At 63.0% G+C, this 25540-nt stretch carries 24 protein-coding genes, 1 tRNA gene and 1 pseudogene; 11 read left to right on the forward strand and 15 right to left on the reverse strand.

Annotation, left to right across the window (positions count from 1 at the left end):
* Positions 1-135: 135 nt before the first annotated feature.
* The 4 genes from VIL88_RS08525 to VIL88_RS08540 all read right to left on the reverse strand — a co-directional run bounded on the left by VIL88_RS08525 (position 136) and on the right by VIL88_RS08540 (position 3262).
* Positions 136-525 (reverse strand): response regulator, encoded by a 390-nt coding sequence (locus VIL88_RS08525; RefSeq protein WP_300277500.1) that lies wholly within the window; start codon positions 523-525, stop codon positions 136-138.
* Between the two features lie 114 nt (positions 526-639).
* Complete coding sequence (locus VIL88_RS08530; protein ID WP_331987775.1) at positions 640-1689, reverse strand: chemotaxis response regulator protein-glutamate methylesterase; 1050 nt, start codon at positions 1687-1689, stop codon at positions 640-642.
* Positions 1686-2531 carry a protein-glutamate O-methyltransferase CheR gene (locus VIL88_RS08535; RefSeq protein WP_331987777.1) on the reverse strand — a complete coding sequence of 282 codons (846 nt, stop codon included), beginning with the start codon at positions 2529-2531 and terminating at the stop codon, positions 1686-1688. Before VIL88_RS08535 ends, VIL88_RS08530 begins: the two co-directional genes overlap by 4 nt.
* Positions 2532-2671: 140 nt before the next feature.
* The gene (locus VIL88_RS08540) at positions 2672-3262 is read right to left on the reverse strand and encodes a hypothetical protein (RefSeq protein ID WP_331987779.1); all 591 of its coding nucleotides are present in this window, start codon (positions 3260-3262) and stop codon (positions 2672-2674) included.
* Between the two features lie 165 nt (positions 3263-3427).
* Here VIL88_RS08540 and VIL88_RS08545 point away from each other — a divergent pair, with 165 nt between their 5' ends.
* Positions 3428-3781, forward strand: coding sequence for a hypothetical protein (locus VIL88_RS08545; protein ID WP_331987781.1), 354 nt, complete (start codon positions 3428-3430; stop codon positions 3779-3781).
* 128 nt (positions 3782-3909) lie between these two features.
* Here VIL88_RS08545 and VIL88_RS08550 read toward each other — a convergent pair whose 3' ends face one another.
* The 4 genes from VIL88_RS08550 to VIL88_RS08565 form a co-directional block, all read right to left on the reverse strand.
* Positions 3910-4401 carry a chemotaxis protein CheW gene (locus tag VIL88_RS08550; protein WP_331987782.1) on the reverse strand — a complete coding sequence of 164 codons (492 nt, stop codon included), beginning with the start codon at positions 4399-4401 and terminating at the stop codon, positions 3910-3912.
* A 77-nt stretch (positions 4402-4478) separates the two neighbouring features.
* Complete coding sequence (locus VIL88_RS08555; RefSeq protein ID WP_331987784.1) at positions 4479-6839, reverse strand: chemotaxis protein CheA; 2361 nt, start codon at positions 6837-6839, stop codon at positions 4479-4481.
* 37 nt (positions 6840-6876) lie between these two features.
* Positions 6877-7245, reverse strand: coding sequence for a response regulator (locus VIL88_RS08560; RefSeq protein WP_331987786.1), 369 nt, complete (start codon positions 7243-7245; stop codon positions 6877-6879).
* Positions 7242-7532 (reverse strand): STAS domain-containing protein, encoded by a 291-nt coding sequence (locus VIL88_RS08565; protein WP_331987788.1) that lies wholly within the window; start codon positions 7530-7532, stop codon positions 7242-7244. Before VIL88_RS08565 ends, VIL88_RS08560 begins: the two co-directional genes overlap by 4 nt.
* A gap of 193 nt (positions 7533-7725) precedes the next feature.
* On the opposite strand from VIL88_RS08565, the gene VIL88_RS08570 reads away from it, so the two are divergent.
* A complete protein-coding gene (locus VIL88_RS08570) occupies positions 7726-9042 on the forward strand; it encodes an NAD(P)H-dependent oxidoreductase (protein ID WP_331987790.1) in 1317 nt (438 codons plus the stop codon).
* Here VIL88_RS08570 and VIL88_RS08575 read toward each other — a convergent pair.
* The gene (locus VIL88_RS08575; protein WP_331987792.1) at positions 9033-9554 is read right to left on the reverse strand and encodes an HPP family protein; all 522 of its coding nucleotides are present in this window, start codon (positions 9552-9554) and stop codon (positions 9033-9035) included. The genes VIL88_RS08570 and VIL88_RS08575 overlap by 10 nt on opposite strands.
* A gap of 252 nt (positions 9555-9806) precedes the next feature.
* Here VIL88_RS08575 and VIL88_RS08580 point away from each other — a divergent pair, with 252 nt between their 5' ends.
* Positions 9807-10616: a siderophore-interacting protein gene (locus VIL88_RS08580; protein WP_331987793.1), complete on the forward strand. Its 810-nt coding sequence runs from the start codon at positions 9807-9809 to the stop codon at positions 10614-10616.
* Between the two features lie 42 nt (positions 10617-10658).
* On the opposite strand, the gene VIL88_RS08585 is transcribed toward VIL88_RS08580, so the two are convergent.
* Positions 10659-11630: a zinc-binding dehydrogenase gene (locus VIL88_RS08585; protein WP_331987795.1), complete on the reverse strand. Its 972-nt coding sequence runs from the start codon at positions 11628-11630 to the stop codon at positions 10659-10661.
* A gap of 97 nt (positions 11631-11727) precedes the next feature.
* Between VIL88_RS08585 and VIL88_RS08590 the strand changes: the two genes are divergently transcribed.
* Positions 11728-12765 (forward strand): aldehyde reductase, encoded by a 1038-nt coding sequence (locus tag VIL88_RS08590; RefSeq protein ID WP_331987797.1) that lies wholly within the window; start codon positions 11728-11730, stop codon positions 12763-12765.
* Between the two features lie 51 nt (positions 12766-12816).
* A tRNA-Ala gene (locus tag VIL88_RS08595) sits at positions 12817-12892 on the forward strand.
* A gap of 8 nt (positions 12893-12900) precedes the next feature.
* Here VIL88_RS08595 and VIL88_RS08600 read toward each other — a convergent pair.
* Complete coding sequence (locus tag VIL88_RS08600; protein WP_331987799.1) at positions 12901-13665, reverse strand: FadR/GntR family transcriptional regulator; 765 nt, start codon at positions 13663-13665, stop codon at positions 12901-12903.
* Between the two features lie 126 nt (positions 13666-13791).
* Here VIL88_RS08600 and VIL88_RS08605 point away from each other — a divergent pair, with 126 nt between their 5' ends.
* Complete coding sequence (locus VIL88_RS08605; protein WP_331987801.1) at positions 13792-15177, forward strand: M20/M25/M40 family metallo-hydrolase; 1386 nt, start codon at positions 13792-13794, stop codon at positions 15175-15177.
* A gap of 43 nt (positions 15178-15220) precedes the next feature.
* On the opposite strand, the gene VIL88_RS08610 is transcribed toward VIL88_RS08605, so the two are convergent.
* Both VIL88_RS08610 and VIL88_RS08615 read right to left on the reverse strand, forming a co-directional pair.
* Positions 15221-15718, reverse strand: coding sequence for a hypothetical protein (locus VIL88_RS08610; RefSeq protein ID WP_331987803.1), 498 nt, complete (start codon positions 15716-15718; stop codon positions 15221-15223).
* A gap of 69 nt (positions 15719-15787) precedes the next feature.
* Positions 15788-16735, reverse strand: coding sequence for a pseudouridine-5'-phosphate glycosidase (locus tag VIL88_RS08615; protein ID WP_331987805.1), 948 nt, complete (start codon positions 16733-16735; stop codon positions 15788-15790).
* A 410-nt stretch (positions 16736-17145) separates the two neighbouring features.
* Between VIL88_RS08615 and VIL88_RS08620 the strand changes: the two genes are divergently transcribed.
* From VIL88_RS08620 to purU, 5 genes are all read left to right on the forward strand, one after another.
* Positions 17146-18228: a polyamine ABC transporter substrate-binding protein gene (locus VIL88_RS08620; protein ID WP_331987806.1), complete on the forward strand. Its 1083-nt coding sequence runs from the start codon at positions 17146-17148 to the stop codon at positions 18226-18228.
* Positions 18229-18290: 62 nt separating this feature from the next.
* Entirely contained in the window at positions 18291-19439 is a 1149-nt protein-coding gene (locus VIL88_RS08625; protein ID WP_331987809.1) for an ABC transporter ATP-binding protein, read from the forward strand.
* A complete protein-coding gene (locus VIL88_RS08630) occupies positions 19436-20389 on the forward strand; it encodes an ABC transporter permease subunit (RefSeq protein WP_331987810.1) in 954 nt (317 codons plus the stop codon). Before VIL88_RS08625 ends, VIL88_RS08630 begins: the two co-directional genes overlap by 4 nt.
* 1 nt (position 20390) lies before the next feature.
* On the forward strand, positions 20391-21200 hold the full coding sequence (locus VIL88_RS08635; RefSeq protein WP_331987812.1) for an ABC transporter permease subunit: 810 nt from the start codon (positions 20391-20393) through the stop codon (positions 21198-21200).
* 305 nt (positions 21201-21505) lie between these two features.
* Positions 21506-22360, forward strand: a complete 855-nt coding sequence (gene purU, locus VIL88_RS08640; RefSeq protein WP_331987814.1) for a formyltetrahydrofolate deformylase — start codon at positions 21506-21508, stop codon at positions 22358-22360.
* Positions 22361-22363: 3 nt separating this feature from the next.
* On the opposite strand, the gene VIL88_RS08645 is transcribed toward purU, so the two are convergent.
* Both VIL88_RS08645 and VIL88_RS08650 read right to left on the reverse strand, forming a co-directional pair.
* Complete coding sequence (locus tag VIL88_RS08645; RefSeq protein ID WP_331987816.1) at positions 22364-22792, reverse strand: Rrf2 family transcriptional regulator; 429 nt, start codon at positions 22790-22792, stop codon at positions 22364-22366.
* Between the two features lie 748 nt (positions 22793-23540).
* Positions 23541-25361: pseudogene (locus VIL88_RS08650) on the reverse strand (cation:proton antiporter); the annotation flags it as partial.
* Positions 25362-25540 lie beyond the last annotated feature (179 nt).

Below are 25540 nucleotides of genomic sequence, written 5' to 3' on the forward strand. Positions count from 1 at the left end.
GCCGCCAGCCTTGACCAGCGTGCAAACGATACATCTGCGGGATTAATCACTTCTTACGCCAAGCGGCTGCCAAGGCGGCCACAAAACAAAAGAGCCACCCGAAGGTGGCTCTTTGGATACGCGATCTTTACGCCCTTAGCTCAGGGCGCCGATCACCGCCTCGATGCGCTTCTTCATGGTCGACGCGTCGAAGGGCTTGATGATGTAGTTGTTGACCCCAAAGGAGATGGCCTCCTTGACCTGCTCCTTGTCGGAACGGCCGGTGGCCATGATGAACGGCATGGCCTGGGTACGCGGATGCTTCCGGATCACCTTGAGCAGGGTCAGCCCGTCGATGTCTTCCATGTTCCAGTCGGAAATGATCAGGTCGACATTGGCCTTCTCAAGCTTGCCCAAAGCATCGCGGCCACTCTTGGCCTCGATGATGTCCTTGAAGCCGAGTTGGGTCAGGATGTACTTGCAGATGCCGCGCATCGACTGCTGGTCGTCAACCACGAGAACGCTTAGGGCGCTGGCTTTTGGCATGGTCTTCTTTTCACCTTCTGAGCCCGGGGCTTAGCCCCTCATCTGGGGAAAACTCTAGGCAACAAGCGTTACAATTCTATCAATCCGCCGCAGCACATTGCGCCGGTCTGAAGCTCAGGCGGCTGACTTGAGCCGCGTCAGCGCCTGCGCCAGGCGACCGGCAATGGCTTCGACGGGCGCCTGTTCGATGACCGCGCCTTCCTCAAAAGCGACGCGCGGCATGCCGTAGACAAGCGAGGAAGCCTGGCTCTGACCTACCGTGTAGGCACCGGCGTCGCGCATCATCTTGAGCCCGCGCGCACCGTCGCGCCCCATCCCGGTCAGGATGGCACCGACTGCCATGGCACCGACAGTTTTGGCCACAGATTCAAACAGGACGTCGACGCTGGGACGGTGGCCACTGGCCAGTTCGTCATGCGCCAGGCGCGCCTTGAGCTGACCCGAAGAGCGCTCGACCCGCAGATGGTAGTCGCCCTTGGCGACATAGGCGTGGCCGGGCAGCAGCGGCATGCGGTCCTCGGCCTCGACGACGGTCAGGCCACACACTTCATCGAGCCGAGCGGCAAACCGGCTGGTAAAGCCCGGTGGCATGTGTTGCGCAATGACGATCGGTGGACAATCGGCCGGCATCTGGCTCAGCACGGCCCGGATCGCCTCGACACCGCCGGTCGAGGCCCCAATGGCGATCAGCGACCCGGCCGGTGCAGCGGCGGATTTGAGGGCGACCTTGGGCGGCTCGGCGCGACCCACGGCACGGCCTCGCACATCGGAGCGGGCAGCGGCGCGGATCTTGTCGCGCAGGTTGGCACCAAAGGCGTCGAGCCCGCCCTCGAGATCGGCGCTGGGCTTGGCGACGAAGTCGACGGCACCCAGTTCAAGCGCCAATAGCGTTTCACTCGCACCCTTCTTGGTCAGCGTCGAAACCATGACGACAGGGGTCGGCCGCAGGCGCATCAGCTTTTCGAGGAAAGCCAGGCCGTTCATGTTAGGCATTTCGATGTCGAGCGTGACGACGTCGGGATTGAGTTCCTTGATCTTCTCGCGCGCGGCGATCGGATCGGTGGCGGTACCCACGACATCGATATCCCCGTCGCGCGAGAGCATGCGCGTCAGGACCTCTCGGATCAACGCCGAGTCGTCGACGATCAGGACCTTGATGCTCATGCTGCTGCTCGTTTGTTCACTTGCTTGATCTGGTAGATAGTCTTGCCCACGAGGCGGAACCCTTCGCCGCCCGAGCCAAGATTTTCCGAATGGCCGATGTAGAGGAATGCCTCGGGGGCGAGGAGCTTGCCCAGCCGGCTGAAGACCTGCCCCTGGGTGGGCTTGTCGAAGTAGATTGCCACGTTGCGGCAGAAGATGGCATCGAACGGCCCCTTCATCGGCCAGTTTGGCTCGATGAGGTTGAGCGGCTTGAACGACACCAGTTCCCGCACCGCTGCGGGGATGCGGATGCTGCCGCTGCCGGCGCGTTCCAGCAGCCGCGCGCGTTCGGCGCTGAGGCCGTTCAGCTCATTTTCCGGGTAGACACCGCCGGCGGCCTTGGCCAGCACAGCCGTGTCGATATCGGTTGCAAGGATCTTGAAGTCCCAGCGCTTGAGTTCGGGCAAGGCAGCAAGAAGGTCCATGCCGATCGTATAGGGCTCCTGCCCCGTTGAGCAACCGGCCGACCAGATGCGCAACCGGGTGCCGCGTGGCTTGCTGGCGATCAGGCCCGCGACGTGGGAGCGCAGATGCTCGAAATGGTGATCTTCGCGATAAAAGCGCGTGAGATTGGTGGTCAGCGCGTTGACGAAGTCCTGGCCGTCGCTGGCGCTGCCGTTCCGCTCCAGGTAGTCGACATAGGCATCGAAACTGGGAAGGCCCAGGGCCCGCACGATCTTGCTGAGCCGGGAGACGACGAGGGTGCGTTTTGCATCGCTTAGCGAGATGCCGGCCACTTGGTAGACCCGGCTCTTGATCCGCGCGAATTCGCGGTCGCTAAGGGAGATTTCTCCCTGTTCCATGAACTATTCCCCGATGCAGCAACTGGCTCTGTGCAATTGGCTTCAGCGCCAATCGTTTCGTTCAGGTGCAGGGCACCATAGCCTCTGCATTGCTTAGATTGCGTAAATGACTGGGAGCCCAGCAAACATTTGGAAGATGACTAGAACAGTTCGATATCGTCGACCGGCGCCGGCACGACCACACGGCGCTTGGCGAACGCGGCTTCTTCCTGCGCGACATTTGCGCCCACATCGCTGTCGAGCCGTTTCACGAATGCCCGCCCTGAATGCGGCTTGAACAGGACACGGCGGGCATAGGTGCCGCCAAGGTCCTCGCTGGCGGCAACATAGCCTTCGTCGGCCAGGAACTGGCGCACGAACTCGATGTTCTTGCGGCCCACGTCATCGAGCGAAGAGTTGATCTTGCCGCCGCCAAAGACCTTGATCTCGAGATTGGCCTTTTTGCCGGTGCCCTTGCTCAGCACCTTGTTGATCAGCTGTTCCATGGCAAAGGCACCATAGCGGGCCGAGGCGCCGTAGCGGTCCTTGGCTGAGCCCGATTGCTCGGCGAGGAGGAAGTGATTCATGCCGCCGACATTGGCCACGCGATCGCGCACGCAGGCCGAGATGCACGAGCCCAGGACCGTGGAATAGGTGAGGTCGGTATCGCCGGATACATGGCAGTCGCCCTGATGCACGGTGGTCACCACCCCACGATCGAACTCGGGTGGTAAAGAATTCGGCAGGCCCATCGTTAGTCTTGCACCTCAGCGCGGTAACTCTCTGAGGATACACGAAAACTCGTTAGCCAATTGCTAACCACGCAGAACGTGGGCGCCGCTTGGCCACACGGAGGCAAGAAGAGCTTTAGAATTAACCGCTAAAGTGCGGTGATCAGGGTTAGGATTTTTTAGTCTATGTCACTGCAGAAACTCGCGAGAGAACTCGATGAGACGGCGCGCCAGACATCATCGATGCTAGAAGGCATCACCGAGGCGCTACAATTGTTGGCCGAGCGGAACCTCAGCAAGGATCCCACGGTGCGCGAAGCAGTGCAGATGATCGTGACGGCCCTGCAGGGCCAGGACCGGATCGAGCAGCGCTGCCACAACATGGCACTGGCGGTTCGCCAGTTTGCGCTCCTGCCCCATTCGGCGCCCGACAGTGTCTACGATGAGATCTGGTCGAGCCTTACGCTCGACGAACTTCGCGTCCCTTCCCTGTCCGGCATTGCGCAGCATCAGAGCCACGGCGACGTGGACCTGTTCTGACAGGTTAAGCTGAGCTTCAACGAAAGGCGCTGCGAGGCGCCTTTTTTATTTCCCTGGTCGTTTTGGCACCACTGGACAAAAAAAGGGCGCCTTGCGGCGCCCCTTGTTCAGAGAACTGGTGCGATCGGCTAGCCGTCCATCTTGGCGCCGCTGACCACCGCATGGAGGTCGATCAGCCCGACCATGCGGCTGTCATGGGTGACGATGCCGTTGAGAAGTTCGGTATCGATGGAATTGCCTTCCGGCACGTTGTGGATGTCATCGCGCGACACCGTGAGGATGTCGCTGACGGCGTCGACCAGGATGCCGACCCATTTGTCGCCGACGCTCATTACCACCACGACGTGGTTCTTGGTGGGCGAAGTCTGGCCGTCGCCGAAGCGGGCACGCAGGTCAAAGATCGGCACGATGGTGCCGCGGAGATTGATCACGCCGCGCACGAACTCGCGCGTATTGGGCAGCGGAGTGGCACCGTTCCAGGCGCGGATTTCGCGCACCGTGGTGATCTCAACCCCATAGGTCTGCTCACCGATCGAAAATGCGATCAACTGCAGTGAATTGTGTGCGGCGAGGGCCGACTTGTCCGCCGCCATGTCGTCCCGCAAACCGAGCGCTTCCATCTTTCTGTGCCTTTCTGCCGCCCTTCTGGTCGGCTACGCAAAACTAGGCCGCTGTGGCGGCAACTTCCGATCGGCCGTCAGGCCGCATTCTTGTGAACGATGGTGGACTTAAGCCCCTGCACGTCCACGATCAGCGCGACATTGCCGTCGCCCAGGATCGTGCCGCCGGCAATGCCTTCGACTTGCTCGAAGTTTTCCTCGAGGCTCTTGATGACCACCTGCTGCTGGCCGATGATGTCGTCGACCACCAGCGCCACCTTGTGGCTGCCTTCGCTTTCGCAGAGCACCACGAAGCGCTCGTCGGCGGCCTTGGTCGAATGCATGGCGAAGCGCTGGGCCACATCGATGACCTGCACATATTCGCCCCGCACCTGCAGCACTTGTCCGCCTGACGGCACGCGCTCGAAGGTTGCGCCCGAACACTGCATGGTTTCGACGATGGAGGAGAGCGGCACCACATAAGGCGAATCGCCGACCTTGACGAGCATGACGTCGAGCACGGCCAGCGTCAGCGGCAGGCGCAGGGTCATGCGGGTACCCTTGCCGGTCCAGCTGCGCACATGCACCGAACCGCCGATCTTCTTGATGTTGGACAGGACCACGTCCATGCCAACGCCACGTCCGGAAATGTCGCTGACCTCCGATGCGGTCGAAAAGCCCGGCGCGAAGATCAGCTGGTCGATCTGCTCGTCGGTAGGATTGACGTCAGGCGCAACAACGCCCTTGTCGCGCGCCACCTGCAGCACGCGTTCACGGTTGATGCCGCCGCCATCATCTTCGACGATGATCAGGATATTGCCACCGGCCTGTTCGGCTGAGAGACGTACCGTGCCTACTTCAGGCTTGCCGGCAGCGAGGCGCTTTTCGGGCGACTCGATGCCGTGGTCGGCCGAGTTGCGGATCATGTGGGTCAGCGGATCGCTCAGCTGTTCGATCACCGTCTTGTCGATTTCGGTGTTTTCGCCAATCGTTTCGAGCTTAATCTTCTTGCCGGTCTTGCTGGCCAGCTCGCGCACCAGGCGCGGCATGCGCGAGAACACCGACTTTACGGGCTGGGCGCGGATGGCCATGACCGAGTCCTGAAGGCCACGCGTGGTCTGTGCCAGCACTTCGAGGCCACGCACCAGCTCGGTATAGCGGGCACGAAGGTTTTCATCCATCTGCTGGGTCAGCATGGACTGGGTGATCACGAGCTCGCTGACCATGTTAACCACGCGGTCGACCTTGTCGAGATCGACGCGGATCGACTGGACGCCGACGCTATGCTTGCCGCCATGGTCCTCGCCTTCGGCAGCAGCGGTATTGGCTGGAGCCGCGCGCACCGGGGCGGCTGCAGCAACGGGAGCCGGCTTTGGCGCAGGGACGATGCTTGCCGCCAGATCGGCAAAGCTGAGCGCCGGCGGTTCGTCAAAGGTGTCCTGCGCATCAGCTGCGATCGGCTCAGGTTCCGCGGCAACAATAGGTGGTGCGGTTTCGGGATCGCGCTTGAAGGCAAGCAGATCCGACACTTCGTCGTCGGCAAGCTGCAAGAGATCAACCGGTGCTTCGGCTTTAGGCTCAGGCAAGCGGGCCGGAGCGGCCGGCTCCACCACCAGCGCGGGAGCCGGAATCTCGAAGGGCGCAGTGAGGCCCAATTGGGCAATGGCAATGTCGCAGTCGCCGTCGACGAATTCAAACACTTCCCGGATCGCCGCTTCGGTCAGCGATGGGGAAACCAGCGTGATTTCCCAGGAGCAATAGACGGCAAAGGGTTCGAAGTCGGACAGCGGCGGAATGTCTTCAACGATGGCCCGCACGCTCATTTCGCCCAGAGCGGCCAGTTCGCGGAACAGCAGCAGCGGGTCGTTGGCGCGCGCGTAAAGCGCCCGGTGGGGGGTGAAGCGGACTTCCCAATGGCCGGGCTCGGGCTGCATGGGCAGCGTCTCGAAGGCGTCGTCGGCGTCCGCTTCCGGCACGTCCTCCGACGCTTCGAGGTTCACCATGACCGGGACGAAGTCGATGTCGAACTCTTCCATCGGCTCGCCGCTGGCCTCGTCATCGGAGCCGGCGCGTTCGCCGCGGGCGAGCGCATCGAACCGTTCCTTTTCTTCCATGCCGTAGTCGGCAGGCAGGGCCTCGCCGGTCTGGGCGGCCTTGACGTGGTCGGCGACGATGTCGTTGGCCCGAATGCACAGCGTCACCACGTCATCGGTCATCTCGATGCGGCCATCGCGGACATAGTCGAGCAGCGTCTCATAGGCATGGGCGAACCCAACCAGGGCTGAAAAGCCGAAGGCTCCCGCACCGCCCTTGACCGAATGGATGGCCCGGAAGACGGCATTGAGCCGGTCGGCATCGCGCTCACCCGCTTCGATGGCGGCAAACTGCTCTTCCAGTTCCGTCAGAAGCTCGGAACATTCGTCGAAATAGGTGGCCTTGAAATCGTCGAGATCGCTCATGCGAAAACGCCCAACCCTTCTGGGTTTTTAGAAAAGTCTAGTGCACGACGCGGTGGATGACCGAAATCAGCTTTTCCGGATCGAACGGCTTGACGATCCAGCCGGTGCCGCCGGCGGCCTTGCCCTGGTCGCGCTTGTCCTGCGACGTCTCGGTCGTCAGGATCAGGATGGGCAGGCTCTGGTGCTGTCCAGTCGCCCGCACGTGCTTGATGAACTCGATACCATCCATAACAGGCATGTTGATGTCGGTGATCACCACATCGACCTGTTCCTGCTTGAGCACATCAAGACCCTGCTGCCCGTCTTCGGCCTGCAGCACCTCGAAACCGGCATTGCTCAACGTATGATGCAACATGGCGAGGATAGTCCTCGAATCGTCCACCGTTAGAACCCGCAAAGTCCTCATCCTCTCATCATTCCCGAAAACTGGGTGTCCAGGCCCAGTCGCTCGATCGCGGACAGCATTGCCGCGCTCGGCCCCTCGATCAAAAACTCGTTCTGATTTTTCCGGGCGGTCTCGGCCGCGCTGATCAGCATGAACAGTGCATTGGTCGACACGCGCTCCACGCCGCTTGCGTCCACTGTCACCGCGCCGTCTTCGATGGCATCGATCAGCCCATCGCGGATGCCGTCGAGGGCATCGAGGTCGATGATTGATGGCAATGCGACTGATTTCTTGGTCTTGCTGACCATGACGCGTGCGAACCCCTGGAAAATCTCCAAACACAGTTTCGCCCAGATCGGTTTAAGAAGTGCTAACCTTGATCGGCTTTCACGACCGCGTGGGGAACCTTTTATCCAGTGACAGCAACGATCTGCCTTCAGGCCACTTGCTCACAGAGCGACCGGGAGGTAACCCGGCCAGACAACCTCGATCGGACCGCCCATGACCTCTTCCATAACCCTGACCGGCATCGCCCGCGACCTGGCTGCCCGCGCCGAGACCGGCAAGCCGATCCGGGTAGGAGTCATCGGTTCGGGCGAGATGGGCACCGATCTCGTGACGCAGATGTCGCTGATGGGCGGCATCGAACTCTCGGCCATTGCAACGCGCCGCCCCCATACGGCGCTGGATGCGATGAAAATCGCCTATGGCGACGACAGCCGCGGCAAGGCTGCCGACACGCCCGCCCAGGCCTTGGCAGCCATCGAGGCGGGCAAGATCGCCATCACGTCGGCTGAGACGCTGGTCACCACCGACAGTATTGATGTGGTGATTGACGCGACCGGCAAGCCCGGCGTTGCCGCCGATTACGATCTCACCGCCATGGAGCATGGCAAGCATGTGGTGATGATGAACGTGGAAGCCGACGTCACCATCGGACCGTTCCTCAAGGCGCAGGCCGACCGGTTGGGCGTGGTCTATTCGGTTGGCGCCGGCGACGAGCCGTCATCCTGCATGGAGCTGATCGAGTTCGTTTCGGCGCTTGGCCTGCCGATCGTTGCTGCCGGCAAGGGCAAGAACAATCCGCTGCGCCATGATGCCGTACCCGACGAATATCGGGAGGAAGCCAGCCGCCGCAATATGAACCCCCGTATGCTGGTGGAGTTCGTTGACGGCTCCAAGACGGCGGTCGAGATGACCGCCATCGCCAATGCCACCGGGCTCCTGCCCGACGTACCGGGCATGCATGGTCCCAAGGCGGACCGCGACGACATGGCCAAGGTGCTGATCCCCAGGGAAGATGGCGGCATTCTCAACCGCATGGGCGTCGTCGACTACACGATCGGCAAGGGCGTGGCGCCTGGTGTCTTCGTTATCGTCAAGGCCGAGCATCCGCGCATCATCGAGCGCATGGATGACCTCCATATCGGCCACGGCCCCTACTATAGCTTCTTCCGCCCCTACCACCTGACGAGCCTTGAAGTGCCGCTCACCTGCGCGCGCATCATGCTCTATGGCAAACCCGACATGGTGCCGCTGGCAAGACCCGTCGCTGAGGTCTGCGCCGTCGCCAAGCGCGACCTGAGGCCGGGCGAGACGCTCGATGCCATCGGCGAGACCTGCTATCGCAGCTATGCCATGAGCGCCGTCGACAGCCGGGCGTCCATAGCCCTTCCCGTAGGCCTGTTGGAAGGCGGCAGGGTCACGGCACCGGTAAGAAAGGGCGAGCTGCTGACCGCGCACAACAGCCAGCCGGATACCTCAACCCGCCTTTACGCCCTGCGGCAGCAGCAGGACCGGATGCTGGGCTATTCCTGATCGATCTCCTGCTCGATCGGCAGGGGATAGCGGTGGCGCGGCGGCAATCGATGCAGCACCACTCCCAGCAGCACCAGCATCAGGCACGCCAGAAAAAGCACCACAAAGAGCGTCAGGGGATCGACGGGTCCAGGATAGGCGAGGAGTGGCACGGCTGCGGCTGGGGGATGGGTTACCCGCAGCACCAGCATCAGCACCATGGTCAGACCCACGCCCAGTGTCGCCATCCACCAGGGCTCGGGACCCAAGGACAGCGATGCAGCGGCAACAATGGCGCCAATCAAGTAGCCGGCAAAGATGTTGATTGGCTGCGCACCGGGAGCATCAGGCTGCCCGAAGATCAGCAGGGCTGTGGGACCGAGCGGCCCCAACAGCATGGGCAGACCGGTCGCCGCGCCCAATGCTCCGATCAGCGTCACGCTGGCCGTGGTGGCCGTCGCCGACTTGGCGTGAACCCGCCAGTCCCGCCGTGGTTCGTGGCGCACCAAAAAGCGGGTAACAAGCGGATGCATGACGGTCCTGAGTCGAAGGGCCCGTCTCTATAGGCTGATTGCTGACCGAGTTGAAGGCACGGAGCTTAACTTTTGTGCAGCTTTGTCCACCCCGCCCAAGGCGAAGCTACGTCCGCTCGCCTATTGATCGAGCATCAGTCTGCAGCCCGCTAGGGGCGCGCAGATCGATGAAGAGGACAGCAACGCCCTCGGCCCCTTGATCCTTTGGAGCCTCTGCTCTAATTCCTGACCGAAGTATTCAGGAATAAAGCCATGAATGACATCACCGATCCTCGCGCCCCCCAGCGTGTCCGGCACGAGACCCGCATGCGCCTCCTCGAGGTGGTTTCGGTCACCGACATTACCCCTCTGATGCGCCGCTTCCGCCTCTCGGGCGACATGGCCGGCTTCGCCTCGCCCGGGCACGCCGATCACATCAAGGCCTTCTTCTTTCCGGCCGGCGTGGAACCCAAAGTGGTCCCCATCGGGGAGAAGGGCGCCGAGTTCGCGCCAGGCGAACGGCCGGAAATGCGGGACTATACCCCGCGCTACTGGAGCGTCGCCGACGGGTGGATCGACCTCGACTTCGTGCTGCATGGCGATGGCCCCGCCTCCACTTGGGCGGCAGAGGCCAAGGTGGGAGACAAGCTAGTGATCGGCGGCCCGCGCGGTTCGCTCGTGGTTCCCGCCGCCTTCGACTGGTATTTTTTGGCCGGCGACGAGACTGCCCTCCCGGCCATTGGGCGCCGGATTGAGGAACTGCCGGCCGGCAGCAAGGTCGTTGCGGTAATCGAGGTGGACAGCCCCGCCGAGGAACAGCGCTTCGACACGAAGGCGGACCTGTCGCTGACCTATGTCCATCGCAACGGCCAGGCGGCCGGCACAACCAACCTGCTGCTGGATGCAATCCGGACCATGCAGTTTCCCGCAGGCGAGGCCTATAGTTATATCGCTGGGGAAAGCACCATGAGCAAAGCTGTCCGCGCCCACTTAGCGGACGAGCGCGGCTTCAACCCCGAATATGTCAAGGCAGCTGGCTATTGGCTCCTTGGCGTGGCAGACGCCGACGAACCCCACCATTGAGTGGGGTTTGCTCTAGGGGCATTGACGGGGATGCAGGCCGCTTCAAGCGCCCTTGATCACTACCTTGCCCGAGCGGCCGGGCTCAACGCTAGCCGCGACGGCCTCGCGCACCTGTTCCAGGGGGAATACGCGCTCGACACTTAGCTTGAGCTTGCCGCTCGCCGCATCGCTCACCAGTTCGCCAATCATCCGCCCGATCGCTTCCGCGCTGGCGCGAGGCTTGGCGCCCCAGAAGCCGCGAACACTGGCTCGCTTGAACAGGATCATGTCGGATGAGAGGGTGATCTTGCGCCCCGACAGGTTGCCGAAGGAGATGATTTCGGCACCGTCGGCCGCCACGCTGAGCAAGGCCTCCGGACCGTCGCCACCGATCGAGTCGAGCCCGCGCACGATGGGAGCACCACCCGTGAGGGACTTCACCGCCTCACGCCAGTTCTCACTGGCAGTGGAGACAGTATTGTCGAAGCCCAGGGCTTTCATCTCTTCGACGGCCTCGTCGCGGCGCACCAGGTTGACCACGTGGATGCCCGCCGCCTGCGCGAACTGATTGAGCAGTTTGCCCACGGCACCATTGGCGGCGTTCTGGATGATCCAGTCGCCCGCCTGCACATGAAGGTCCGCCAGGAGCATCTTGGCGCTGAGGGGCATGGAGACCAGCTGGCATGCGGTCTCGTCGTCGACCCCTGCCGGAACGGGAACAAGGCGCGCTGCATCGGCGAGATAATATTCCGCCCAGGCTTCGTTGGCACCGCCCATCACCCGCTGCCCGACGGCTAGGTTGCTGACGCCAGCACCCAGCGCATCGACGATGCCAAGAGCTTCGGTGCCCGGCACCGCCGGCAGCGTCGGCTTGACGCCATAGACGCCCTTGATGGTCATCAGGTCATGGTTGTGGATGGGCGACAGGACCAGCCTGACCCGCACCTGTCCCGCGCCCGGTTCGGGCCGGTCACGGTCGATCACCTCCAGGACCTGGTTGGCGTCGCCGAACTGGGAATAGCTGACACTGCGCATCGAACACCTCTGAAAATCTTGAGCTTGCGATGTGGGTCTCCGCTGCCGACATTGCAACGCTCCATGGCGTCGCGTCTTGTTCAGGGCAGACGCATGCATGACCCAGTTGAAAAGGCACACGATGACCGACCGCGTTCTTGTCACGGGCATATCCGGCTTCCTTGGCGGCCATGTGGCCCTGCAGTTGCTCAATGCCGGCTACAGTGTTCGCGGCAGCGTGCGGAAGCTCGAGCGGGCGGGAAAGGTCCGCCAGACGCTGGCCGGCGCGGGCGTCGACACGGCGCGCCTCGATTTCGTGGCACTCGACCTGCTCAGCGACGCGGGATGGAACGAGGCCATGGAAGGGGTGCGCTTCCTCCAGCACACGGCGTCGCCTTTCGTGCTAGCGACCCCGCGCGATCCGGATGAATTGATCCAGCCGGCCGTCGAGGGCACACGGCGCGCCGTGTCGGCAGCGCTGGCGGCGGGTATCGAGCGGATCGTGCTGACCTCGTCCATTGCGGCCATACAATATGGCCACGACAGCTACGAGCGTCTGCTGACCGAGGCGGACTGGACCGACGTCGAGAACCCAAACACCGGTGCCTATGCCCGGTCCAAGACCCTGGCCGAGCGCGAGGCCTGGCGCCTTGTGGAGGCGGCGGGACACCGTGACAGGCTTGCCGTTATCAACCCCGCGGCAATCTTTGGCCCCCTGCTTGACGAGGATCCGGGAACGTCGGCCACGGTCATCGGCATGCTCTTGGGCGGCAAGCTGCCCGCCCTGCCCCGCCTCCATCTTTCGGGCGTGGATGTGCGCGATGTCGCCGCCATGCACCTCATGGCCATGACCGACCCCCAGGCGTCCGGCCAGCGCACCATCGCCTCGGCAGGGACCTTTTCACTCAAGGAGATTGCCGACATGCTGCGCCCCGCCTTCCCCAAGCGCCGCATGCCGCGGGCGGAGATCCCGAACTGGATCGTCGACGCTGCAGCATTGCTGATCCCGCCGCTGCGCGCCAACAAGGCCGAACTCGGCCCCGCCAAGCGGCTCGATGGCAGCCGCGGCGCCGCACTGCTCGGGCGTCCGCTGATCCCAGTGGCAGAGGCTGCGGTCGCCACCGGACACAGCCTCGTCCACCACGAACTTGTCTAGCAGCCCCCTTGATGCCGAACGCAGAAGCGTTCATATCACCAGGGTCGGAACGGGGCTGTAGCTCAGTTGGGAGAGCGCGTCGTTCGCAATGACGAGGTCAGCGGTTCGATCCCGCTCAGCTCCACCATTCCGATTCTATTGTGTTTGGAGTCGCTCAGCAGAACGGGCGAAACCGTCGGTGATGACGGTGCGCATGGCGTTGCGGGCGGCGAGGGAATCGCCGTCGTGGATGGCTGCGGCGATGGCCTTATGGGCTGCGGCCGTGTGGGCGAGCTTGGCGGGGTTGCTGACAGGCGAGCTGATGGTGAAAACCGCTGTGAGCGCCACCTCCACCAATGTGCTGATCGAGGCCATGAAGGGATTGTTGGCAGCCTCTGCCACTGCCCGGTGAAAGGCCAGGTCGGCGCGGGCGAACTCTTCGGCAGTCGTCGCGCGGCCCATCACTTCTGCCAAGGAAACAAGGCGCTCCGCCTGCTCCGGGCTGCGCCGTTCGGCCGCCAGCGCGGCGGATTCAAGCTCGATACCGATGCGCACCTCGGCGACGCTGCGGAGGAAGTCGACATCCGGGCCTGCCTCGAAATGCCAGGCGAGGACATCGCCATCAAAAAGATTCCAGCGCGTCTGTGGCAGGACCTTGGTGCCGATACGGGCACGAGCCTCGATCATCCCCTTGGCAGCCAAGGTTTTCAGGGCTTCGCGCAGCACGGTGCGGGAGACCGAGAAGCGGGCGAGAAGCTCGGTGTCGGAAGGCAGGACCGTGCCCTCGGGGTAGTCGCCCCTCACGATCGCAACTCCGAGCTGCCACAGCACGAGGGAGTGGAGGTTGCGCGACGGCACGCGGCCGGCAATCGAGGCGATCAGTTCGACCGTGTTGCTGTCCTGCCCGTGTCTGCTGGCCATGTTCGCCCCTCAAAAGCCCTGCAAACCTAAGCATGTCAGGAAAAGTATTACAATATTGGACTGTGTCCGGCGCTGGACAGGGAGACGAGCATTGGCGAGGGTGGCGGCAAAAAGGAATCATGCCGGATGACCTCCCAACTCGACGATGTGCTTGCCCATGTAGACGCTGGGCTCGAGCAGAGCCTTGAGCGCCTCTACGCGCTTTTGCGTATCAAATCCATCTCCACCGACCCCGCTTATGCCGCCGAATGTGAGCGCGCGGCGCGCTGGATTGTTGACGAATTGCTAACCATAGGTTTCGACGCCTCGGCCCGTCCGACCCCTGGACATCCCGTCGTCGTCGCGCATGGTCCGGAGCAGAACGGACCGCATGTGCTGTTCTATGCTCATTATGACGTGCAGCCGGTCGACCCGGTCGAACTCTGGCATTCTGATCCGTTCGAGCCGCAGCTCAAGACCGACGCCAATGGCCGCAAGATCATCGTGGCGCGGGGGGCGTCGGACGACAAGGGCCAGATGATGACCTTTATCGAGGCGTGCCGCGCCTGGCAGGCGGTCACAGGCGCGCTGCCGGTCAAGGTCTCGCTGATGCTGGAGGGCGAGGAGGAGTCGGGCGGCAAGAACCTGCCGCCCTTCATGGAGGCCAACAGGGACGAGCTCAGCGCCGACATTGCCCTGGTCTGCGACACCGATATGTGGGACCGGCAGACCCCCTCGATCACCACCATGCTGCGCGGGCTTGTTGCCGAGGAAATAGAGATCACCTGCGCCAACAAGGATCTTCATTCGGGCATGTTCGGCAACGCCGCACGCAACCCGAACCAGGTCCTGGCCGAGATCATTGCAAGCCTGCGTGCACCGGATGGCTCGGTGACGCTGCCCGGCTTCTATGACGATGTGGCCGAAATAAGCCCGGCGCTAAAGGCGCAGTGGGAGGGCCTGGGCTTTGACGAACAGGCTTTCCTTGGCGAAGCCGGGCTGTCCGTCCCGGCTGGCGAACAGTCGCGTTCGGTGCTGGAAATGCTCTGGGCCCGCCCGACCTGCGAAATCAACGGCATGATCGGCGGCTATACCGGCGACGGCTTCAAAACCGTAATTCCGGCCAAGGCCAGTGCCAAGATCAGCTTCCGCCTGGTGTCGGGCATGCAGCCGGACAAGATCCGGGCGGCCTTCCGCGCGCATGTGCAGTCGATGATTCCCGCCGACTGTTCGGTGACCTTCCACGCCCATGGCGGCTCACCGGCCATTACCGTGCCAGACGATGGGGTTCACCTGCGCCAGGCGCTTGCCGGCCTTTCCGGCGAATGGGGCAAGCAGGCGGTGATCACCGGTTCGGGCGGCTCCATCCCGGTGGCCGGCGACTTCAAGCGCATCCTGGGGCTCGACACGCTGCTGATCGGCTTTGCCCATGTGGATGATCAGATCCACTCGCCCAACGAGAAGTACGATTTCGATAGCTTCCACCGCGGCATTCGCAGCTGGGTGCGGGTGCTCGCGGCGCTAGCGCAATAGCAACTGCAGCGTCGCCACCGCCAATGCAGTGGCGGCGAGAATGCTACTTGTGCTTGATCTTGCCTTGGGGCGCAGCCTCTGGCGCTTCAGCCTGGGCATGGAGATTGTCCATCAGCACCCGCCACTCCGCATAAGCCTTTTCCTGGTCGGGCAATGGTTCGCGCGAACCGCCATGCTCCACCAGTTCGGTCAAGATCTCTTCCACCGCCGGCCCTTCCTCGGCGCAGGTGGTGGGTTCATCCAGCGCGGCAAAGGCCGGATCATAGAAGAGATTGTCGAAGTCGTTGGTGCCGAGCTTGAGCTCGCCATAGGCAAGAAGGTCAGCTGAATCGGTCAGAAGCGACCACTCGGCGTCAGTGACCTCGAACCCCGGGCAGTTGGACGAGACCACATTGGCCAGCACCAGTTGGTAGAGGAAATCCTCGCCGATCTCGCCGCCGAAGTAACTCATGTCGGGCAGTTGCACATAGACCTTGCCGTCTGCCAGGGCGGGCGCGGCAAGGCAGAGGGAAGCGGCGAAAACGACTGGAGCGATCTTCATTGCGTGGTTCCTCCTTGAAGCGACGAGCCTTGCAGCGGCGTTAGCCGAAATTGCGGCCGCACCGACCGGTCAGACCCGGCGGGTAACCGGCTTTGCCGCCTGCCGTGCGGCCAGGGCCACGGCGATGCCGGCGGCGACGCGCGCATTGTTTTCCACGAGAGCGATATTGGCGACCAGCGACTTGCCCTCGGTGAGCTCAAAGATGCGCTGCAGGAGGAACGGCGTTAGCGCCTTGCGCGACACGCCTTCCGCCTCCGCCCCGCGGATGGCCTCGGCAATACGGGTCTCGATGGCTGCGGGGTCGAGCGCATCGGCCTCGGGAATGGGATTGGCCACCAGGACGCCGCCCAGGCCAAGGTCCGCCTGCATGGCAACGACCTTGGCGATGTCCGCCACATCGTCGAAGCGATGGTCGACCTTGTGGCCGCTCTGGCGTGCCCAAAAGGCGGGGAAGTCGTCGGTGCCATGGCCCAAGACCGGCACACCCTTGGTTTCCAGCACTTCCAGCGTTTTGGCGATATCGAGGATGGACTTGGCACCGGCACAGACCACGCAGACGGGAGTGCGACCGAGTTCCTCGAGGTCGGCGGAAATGTCGAACGTTTCCTCGGCACCTCGATGGACGCCACCAATACCGCCCGTGGCAAAGACATGGATGCCGGCCAGCGCCGCGATCTGCATCGTGGTGGCTACGGTGGTGCCGGCAATTTCGCCCTTGACCAGCAGGGACGAGACGTCGCGCCGGCTGGCCTTGGCCGCCGTGCCGCCAGTCTGCGCCAGCCGTTCGAGATCTTCGCCCGAGACACCGACGCAGAAGCGACCATCCATGATGGCGATGGTGGCCGGCACCGCGCCGGCGTCGCGGATAACCTTTTCGACATTCATGGCCATCTGCAGGTTCTGCGGATAGGGCATGCCGTGGGTGATGATGGTGGATTCCAGCGCCACGACCGGCTTCCCGTCTGCCAGCGCCTTCTTCACTTCCGGGCTGATGGAGAGGTAGGCTTTGGCGCTCATCGGATCACTCGCGGCTAGGTGGAACGGGAGGCCGACCGGCCTGCGACGGCAGCGTTTTGCGCTTTGTCGCCGCGGGGCGTCAACCCCGAAGAAAACTTCGCGCGAAACGCTTGTTCGGCTGGGGATTTGGCTCTAGGTTGCCCGTCTAAATTCAGGGTGGAAAGGGCACTCCGCTGCAGATCAAAACCGTTGATCGCTCCGGCGATCGATACGCGCCTCGCCCCGAGGATTTGTCAGCCGACCTGCCAGGCGCTTCCGAGCGCTCTCTTTTCGTAACACCGAGTCAGCGCCGCCCTTGTGCGGAAAAGCAAACATAAACGTCTTTGGCCAACCGTTTGCGCCCAGGCGCATTGATCTAACGCGCCATGCGCGGCATCACCATCCAAGAACGATCGACAGGAGCCCATCAGATGAAGCAATCGCTCGCCCTTGCCATCGGCGCCCTCCTGGTTGCCAGCCCGGCGCTGGCCCAGGAAGAAGCCGTGCTCAACGTTTACAACTGGTCCGACTATATCGCCGAAGACACCATCGCCAACTTCACGGCGGAAACCGGCATCCAGGTCAACTACGACGTCTATGACAACAACGAGATCGTCGATGCCAAGCTCCTGGCCGGCAGCGCCGGCTATGACATCGTGGTTCCCTCGGGCAATTTCCTCGAGCGCCAGATCCAGGCCGGCCTGATCCTGCCGCTCGACAAGAGCAAGCTGACCAACCTTGGCAATCTCGATCCCGCCGCGCTCGAAACGGCTGCAGTCGTGGATCCCGACAACGCCCATGGCGTTCCCTATATGCTCAACACCATCGGCCTCGGCTACAACAAGGCCAAGGTCGCCGAAGCTTTGGGCACCGACACGCCGCCCACCAGCTGGGATCTCCTGTTCGACCCCGAAACTGTGGGCAAGTTGGCCTCGTGCGGCGTTGCCGTGATGGATAGCCCGTCCGAAGTGGTCGGCACCGCTCTCCACTATCTCGGCCTCGATCCGAACTCGGAAAGCGAAGAAGACCTCGCCAAGGCTGAGGAACTTCTGAATTCCGTCAAGCCCTCGATCCGCTACTTCCACTCCTCGCAATATATCGACGACCTCGGTAACGGCGAGATCTGCCTTGCCATGGGTTATTCGGGCGACATGTTCATCGCCGCCGATGCGGCCGCGGAAGGCACCGAGATCGGCTACTTGATCCCCGAGGAAGGCGCGCCCACGCTCTATGACTTCCTGGCCATTCCCGCCGATGCACCGCATCCGGACAATGCCCACAAGTTCATCAACTACATCCTGCAGCCGCAGGTCGTGGCCGACATCACCAACACGGTTTTCTACGCCAATCCGAACCCGGCTTCGCTCGAATTCGTTGACGAGGAAGTCAAATCCAATCCGAGCATCTACCCCTCTGCCGAAACCCTGGCCAACGCCTTCACCATGAAGGCGCACAGCCCCGAATTCGAAGAGGTCTTGACCCGAACCTGGACCCGCATCAAAACCGGCCAGTAATCGTATCGAGGGGCGGCACCAGCCGCCCCTTCAATCATCCAGAGCCGCCTTCAAGAGTCGCCATGGCCAAGAAACCGCAGATTGCCGCCGATACCCGTCCATGGCGCGACCCGGAAGCCAAACCGTTCGTGCGCATCAAGAACGTCACCAAGAAGTTCGGTGACGTCTGGGCGGTCAATGACGTGTCGCTCGACATCTACAAAAGCGAGCTCTTCTGCCTTCTGGGCGGCTCGGGCTCGGGCAAGTCGACCCTCCTGCGCATGCTCGCCGGCTTCGAACAGCCCACCTCGGGTACGATCGAGATCGACGGGCAGGACATGACGGCCGTCGCGCCCTATCATCGCCCGGTCAACATGATGTTCCAGTCCTATGCGCTGTTTCCGCATATGAATGTGGAGCAGAACATTGCCTATGGCCTCAAGCGCGATCACCTGAGCAAGGGCGAAATCGCCGACCGCGTCGCTGAGCTGCTGAGCCTCGTCAAGCTGCAGGATTATGGTGGGCGCAAGCCGCACCAGCTGTCGGGCGGCCAGCGGCAGCGCGTGGCACTGGCCCGCGCTCTCGCCAAGCGGCCCAAGCTGCTGCTGCTCGATGAACCCCTCGGCGCGCTCGACAAGAAGCTGCGCGAAGAGACGCAGTTCGAGCTGGTCAAAATCCAGGAAACGCTGGGCGTCACCTTCATCGTCGTCACCCACGACCAAGAAGAGGCCATGACGCTGGCGACCCGTATCGGCGTGATGAACCAGGGTGAAATCGCCATGATCGGCGAACCCACCGACATCTACGAATTCCCCAATTCCAAGTTCGTTGCCAACTTCATCGGCTCGGCCAACATGGTTGAAGGCGTGGTCACCGAGGACGAGCCGGGGCATGTACGCATCCGCTCGGCAGAACTGGGCTGCGACATCTATGTCGGTCACGGCGTCGATTGCGCACCCGACCAGATCTTGTGGTGGGCCATTCGCCCCGAAAAGATGCATCTCTCACGCGAAAAGCCGGAACATGCCTTCGACGCCAATGTGACGCGCGGCATGGTGGAAGACATCGGCTATCTGGGTGACATGAGCGTCTATCAGGTTGTGCTGGAAAGCGGCAAACGCCTGCGCGTCACGCAGACCAACACCGTGCGCGGCAATCCCGACGCCATCACTTGGGACGAAGAGGTCTACGTTTCCTGGGGCGACACTTCCGGCTCGGTGCTGACAGTATGACCACGAGCCACGAACCCACCTATCCCCCGCCGCGCCGGCTTCGGCCGTGGAACGCGGTCGAGCGCGGCCTCGCCAAGGTTGGCATCTCCGGCAAGGCGCTGGTGCTGATTGCGCCGGTGGCTTGGCTGGTGATCTTTTTTCTCGTGCCCCTGGCCGTGGTCTTTGGCATTTCGCTGGCCACCAAGCAGTTCGGCCGGCCGCCCTATTCGCCGCTGCTGACCACCGAGGAAGGCACAGTGCAGCTGACGCTGCATCTCAACAACTACATCCGCCTCTTCAGCGACAGCCTCTATGTGGCAGCTTACCTGAGCTCCATTCGCATCGCCGCCATCGCCACGCTGTTCACGCTTCTGATCGGCTACCCTATGGCCTATGCCATCGCGCGGGCGCCCGATCCCTGGCGCAACGTCTTGCTGATGCTGGTGGTGCTGCCCTTCTTCACCTCCTTCCTCCTGCGCATCTACGCCCTGACCGGCTTCATGCGCGGCAATGGGCTGATCAACCAATTCCTGGGGCTGTTCGGCATCGAGCCCTTGGTGATGATGCAGACCGATTTCGCTGTCTATGTCGGGCTGATCTACTCTTACCTGCCCTTCATGATCCTGCCGCTCTACACCACGCTGGTGAAGCTCGATTCCTCGCTGATCGAGGCCTCCGCCGACCTTGGTTCGCGCCCCTGGCAGACCTTCCTCTCGGTGACGCTGCCGCTGTCCCTGCCGGGGATCCTGGCGGGATCGCTCCTGGTCTTCATCCCGGCGGTGGGCGAGTTCGTTATTCCCGCGCTTCTCGGCGGTCCCGAGACGCTGATGATCGGCCGCGTCCTTTGGGACGAGTTCTTCAGCGCCACCAACTGGCCGCGTGCGGCATCCGTCGCCGTAGCCATGCTGGCCGTTGTCGTGGTGCCGATCATGCTGCTGCAAAAGGCGCAGGGCGCCGTGGTGGAGAAGTAACATGCGACGCGGCTGGTTTCTTCCAATCACGGCAGCCCTGGGCTTCTCGTTTCTCTACGCGCCCATCATTTCCATGGTGGTGTTCTCGTTCAACGAGAACAATCTCGTCACCGTCTGGTCGGGCTTTTCGACCAAGTGGTATGGCGCGCTGCTCAACGACCCGCAGATGCTGTCGGCGGCATGGTTGAGCCTCCACATCGCCGCGATCAGCGCCAGCATCGCCCTGGTGCTGGGGACGCTCGCCGCCGTGGCGCTGGTGCGCTTCCGCAGGTTCCGCGGCCGCACGCTGTTCTCGGGCATGGTTTCGGCACCCATGGTCATGCCCGACGTGATTACCGGCCTGTCGCTCCTCCTGCTCTTTGTGGCGATGGAAGGCGCGCTGGGCTGGCCGGCGGGGCGAGGCATGGTGACCATCATCATCGCCCATTCCACCTTTGCCATGGCCTATATCTGCGTCGTGGTGCAATCGCGGCTCGCCGACTTCGACCGCAGCGTCGAGGAGGCCGCCATGGACCTGGGCGCCTCACCCTTGCGCACCTTTTTCGACATCACCCTGCCCATCATCGCGCCCGCGCTGGTGTCGGGCTGGCTCCTGGGCTTTACGCTGTCGCTCGATGACCTCGTCATCGCCAGCTTCGTTTCCGGCCCCGGCTCCTCGACCCTGCCCATGGTGATCTTCTCCAAGGTTCGGCTCGGCGTCTCCCCCGACGTCAATGCGCTGGCCACCATCATCATCGGCATCGTCGCCGTGGGGGTGGTAATCGCCACCCTGCTGCAGCTGCGCAACCGGCCCCATAAGGGCCGCGCCTGAGGGTTCAAGGGGCCCGGGCGCCAATAAAGCGTGATTGGACATGGGCCGGGATCGGCGTCATTGTCCCGTCATGTTCAACTTATGCAAAGGAGGTGATCCAGTGTCTCATGAGATTTTGGCTATCGAGGCTGGTCTGGGTTTTGGTGTGAAGGTCGGGAGTGATCTCACCTAAGCACACCTCCTGGGTCCCTCGGGGCCGATAGACTCAAGGAAGGGCCGCTCGCCATGAGTGGCCCTTTTCTGTTTTGCTTGACGGATGGCACCAAGCCATTGATACCGCTGCCCGAGCAATCCGGGAGCAGCCTATGTCGTCGGCCAATTTTGTTCTTACTCTCTCCTGCGCCGACCGGCCGGGCATCGTCGCTGCCATCACCACCGAACTGGCGGCGCTCAATGCCAATATCGCCGAGAGCAACCAGTTCTGGGATCGGGAAACCGGCCGCTTCTTCATGCGCCTTGCGTTTGCAGCGCCCGAAGGCGTGACGCGCGACCGCATCGAGAGCGCGCTCAAGGCGCCGATCGCCCGCTTCGATATGCAGACGGCGCTGAGCGACGAGACACGGCGCAAGCGCATCGTGATCCTGGTGTCCAAGTTCGATCACACGCTGCTGCACCTCCTCTACCAAATCCGCGTCGGCTGGCTGGATGCCGAAGTGGCGGCGGTGATTTCCAACCACCAGGACGCGCGCAAGATCGCCGAGGATGCCGGCATCCCCTTCCACCACCTGCCCGTCAGCAAGGACACCAAGGCCGAGCAGGAAGCGCAGATCCTCGAGATCGTTCGCGCTTCGGGCGCCGACCTCGTCGTCCTCGCGCGCTACATGCAGGTGCTGTCTGACCAGCTCTCGACCCGGCTCTTCGGCCAGGTGATCAACATCCACCACTCGTTCCTGCCCAGCTTCAAGGGCGCCAAGCCCTATCACCAGGCCCACGAGCGCGGGGTCAAGATCATCGGGGCGACGGCGCATTACGTCACGCCGGACCTCGATGAGGGCCCGATCATCGAGCAGGAAACGGCGCGCGTGACCCATGCCATGAGCCCGGACGACCTGGTGGCAGCCGGGCGCGACATCGAGTCCCGCGTCCTCGCACGCGCGGTGAAGCTGCACCTCGAAAGCCGGGTCATGCTCAACGGCAAGAAGACGGTAGTGTTCGGCTAGCCGTCAGACCGGCAGGTCTTCGAGCCGCAGGGAGTCGGCGAGGCTGGTCTGGTCGAGCACCGCGCGCGTGGCGAGCGTCACCCGCTCGAACACATGGCGGATTTCGCAGGCGGCCTCCTCGCGGCAGTCCTCGCACTTCCGGTAGGCGATCTTGCTGAGGCAGGGCAGCGGCGCGATCGGTCCGTCGATCAGGCGCAGCACTTCACCGAACATGATCTCTTCGGGTGCCTTGACCAGCACATAGCCACCAGCCCGGCCGCGCCGGCTATCGACATAGCCCGCCCGCTTGAGCTCGAGCAGGATCTGCTCCAGGAACTTCTTGGGGATCGACTGCTGCCGCGAGATTTCGCCGATCATCATCGACTGCTCGCGCCCGCTCCGGGCCAGCGACACCAGTGCCCGCAAGGCATATTTGGCTTTTTGCGAGATCATCGCACTCGATCACTCCGGCCGCCGGTCCAGGGAGCGGCAGGCCACTCTATGCACCGGAGGCCGGATGGCCTGCAAGCACTTAGACCTTGGGTTCGGGCACAACCGGAGGCACGACGGGCTTCTCGTCCTCCTCAGCCGGAGCCGGGGGCGGCGGCAGGATGATGACCTCATCGGCCGCAGCGGTGGGAGGCTCTTCATCCGTACCTTCGGCAGTCCCGGAAGGCGCCGCGTCAGCTTCGGTTTCCGAGCCTGACGCTGGTTCTGCCTCCGTCTCGGGAGAAGCTGTGACAACTTCATCGATTTCGGCAGGCGCCTCGCCCACGGCGGGAGTCGTCGCTACGGTTTCGAGATCCTGCGCCGGGTCCCCGGGCGGCAGAACCTCCCCTGTGGCGGGTGCACCTTCGACAGCATCAATCACCACAGGCTCGACGATTGCCTCCGGCTCTGAACGATCCTCTTCCTCCGCCGACACCGACGCGAGTGCGGCTTCGGTTGAGGGAGTAAGCTCGTTACGGGGTTCAGCCTCGACCACGGGAGCCGCTTCGTCGGTGGACACCTCGACAACTGCTGGAACGTCGCTGCTCGCTTCCTCCGGCTTTTCTTCAGCCGGGGCCAGTGTCGTTTCCGTGACGACCGTTCCAGCGCCGGCCACGGCGGCTGTGGTCACTGCCACGTCCGGCTGCGGCATTGCTGCCACCTTTTCGAGGAGGTTCTCGCCCACCGGCAGCTTGATCTCGGGCATGTCGGCCGGCACTGCGTCGGGCTGCTCGCCCGCGGCATAGGCCAGCATGCCCATGCCGATTTCCCGCTCGCCGCGGATCACGATGTTGGCGCCGAGCCCACGAACATGGGCGTCTTCCTCTTCGGAATAGGCGCGGGCGATGATGCGGATCAACGGATTGAGCTTGCGGCCGCTCTCGCAGACCGAACCGGCTTCAAACCCGTTGGAGATGGCGACGACGAGAGAGCGCGCCTGCGCCAGGTTGGCCAGTTGCAGAACGCGGATGCTGGCGGCATTGCCGAACAGGACTTCGAAGCCCGCCTCGCGCGCCGCCCGCACGTCATGATCGGAGTCCTCGATGACGAGGAGCGGCATGCCCTGCGCCTTGAGCCCGTCAGCGACGATGCGGCCAACCTGGCCGTAGCCCACAAGCACAGTGTGACCGGTGAGCATAGTGGGCCTATTGGTGTCGTCGTCGTCTCCGCCATGAGCGCCACTGTCGATGGCACCTTCACCAGGTGCATCGGTGGTGAGCGGCCCCTGGGCTGCCGCACTGGCTTCGCCCGGCTCAACACGCGCGGTCCGCGCCGCTTCCTCGCCGCGTCGCTGCGCAACCCGCGCTTCGAAGCGTGGCTTCAGCAGATCCAGGGCCCAGAAGACAACGGGATTGAGGACGATGGAAATCAGCGCACCGGCAAGGATCAGGTCCTGCCCCTCCGGCGGCAGGATGGCCAGGGCGACACCCATGCTGGCGAGAATGAACGAAAATTCGCCGATTTGCGCCAGCGAGGCCGAAATCGTCAGCGCGGTCGAGATCGGGCGCTTGAACAGCAGGACGATGGCAAAGGCCGCCAGCGACTTGCCGACGATGATGATGAACACTGTCGCAATCACCGGCAGGGGATTGGTGAGAATGATGGTGGGGTCGAACAGCATGCCGACCGAAACAAAGAACAGCACCGCAAAGGCGTCGCGCAGCGGTAGCGTTTCCTGCGCGGCGCGATGCGAGAGCTCGCTCTCCGACAGGATCATGCCGGCAAAGAAAGCACCGAGCGCCAGCGACACGCCAAAGAGCACAGCCGAGCCGAGGGCGACACCCAGCGCGATGGCGAGCACCGCCAACCGGAACAGTTCGCGCGAACCGGTGTGTGCGGTAGCATGGAGGGCCCAGGGGATCAGCCGGCGGCCCACGATCAGCATGAAGCCGACAAAGGCGGCGACCTTGACGATGGTCAGGCCCAGCACGCCCCAGATGCCCACTTCTCCGCCGACAATGCGCTCGACAAACGAAACGAAGGGGTCGTGGACCCCGGTATCGGTGCCATTGAGGCTCGCCACTGCCGGGATCAGCACCAGGGCCAGCACCATGGCCAAGTCTTCAACGATCAGCCAGCCGACGGCGATGCGGCCGCGCTCTGTCTCAATGAGGCGTCTGTCCTGCAGCGCCTTGAGCAGAACCACGGTGGAGGCGACCGAAAGCGCCAGGCCGAACAGGAGGCCAGCGCCGACGCTCCAGCCCATGAGGAGTCCAAGTCCCAGGCCCAGGAGCGTAGCAAACCCGATCTGCACAAGCGCGCCGGGAATAGCGAGGGCGCGAACGCTCATCAGGTCCTTGAGCGAGAAGTGGAGGCCCACGCCGAACATCAGAAGAATGACGCCGATCTCCGCCAGCTCGGCGCCCAGTGCCTGATCGGCGACGAAGCCGGGTGTATTGGGGCCGACCAGCACGCCTGCGAAGAGGTAGCCAACCAACGGCGGCAAGCGCAGGCGATTGGCGATCATCCCAAATATATAGGCCAGCACCAAACCCGCGACGATCGTTGTGATCAGGGGGGTATCGTGGTGCATGTTGCCTCCGTTTTGGGTTCGCCTGGTGTGTCTGGATAATCTCGACTAGCAAGATGAGGTAAGCCGAGCCGATCCGCAAGCCGCGCACGCAGCGGAAAGATCAGCAATTTGGCCAAGTTGGGCCGCAGACTTAATGAACAAAGGCAGTTCGACTGCGGCTTTGTTATGACCGGAGACGG

Source organism: Devosia sp., from assembly GCF_036563435.1.
Taxonomy (GTDB): Bacteria; Pseudomonadota; Alphaproteobacteria; order Rhizobiales; family Devosiaceae; genus Devosia.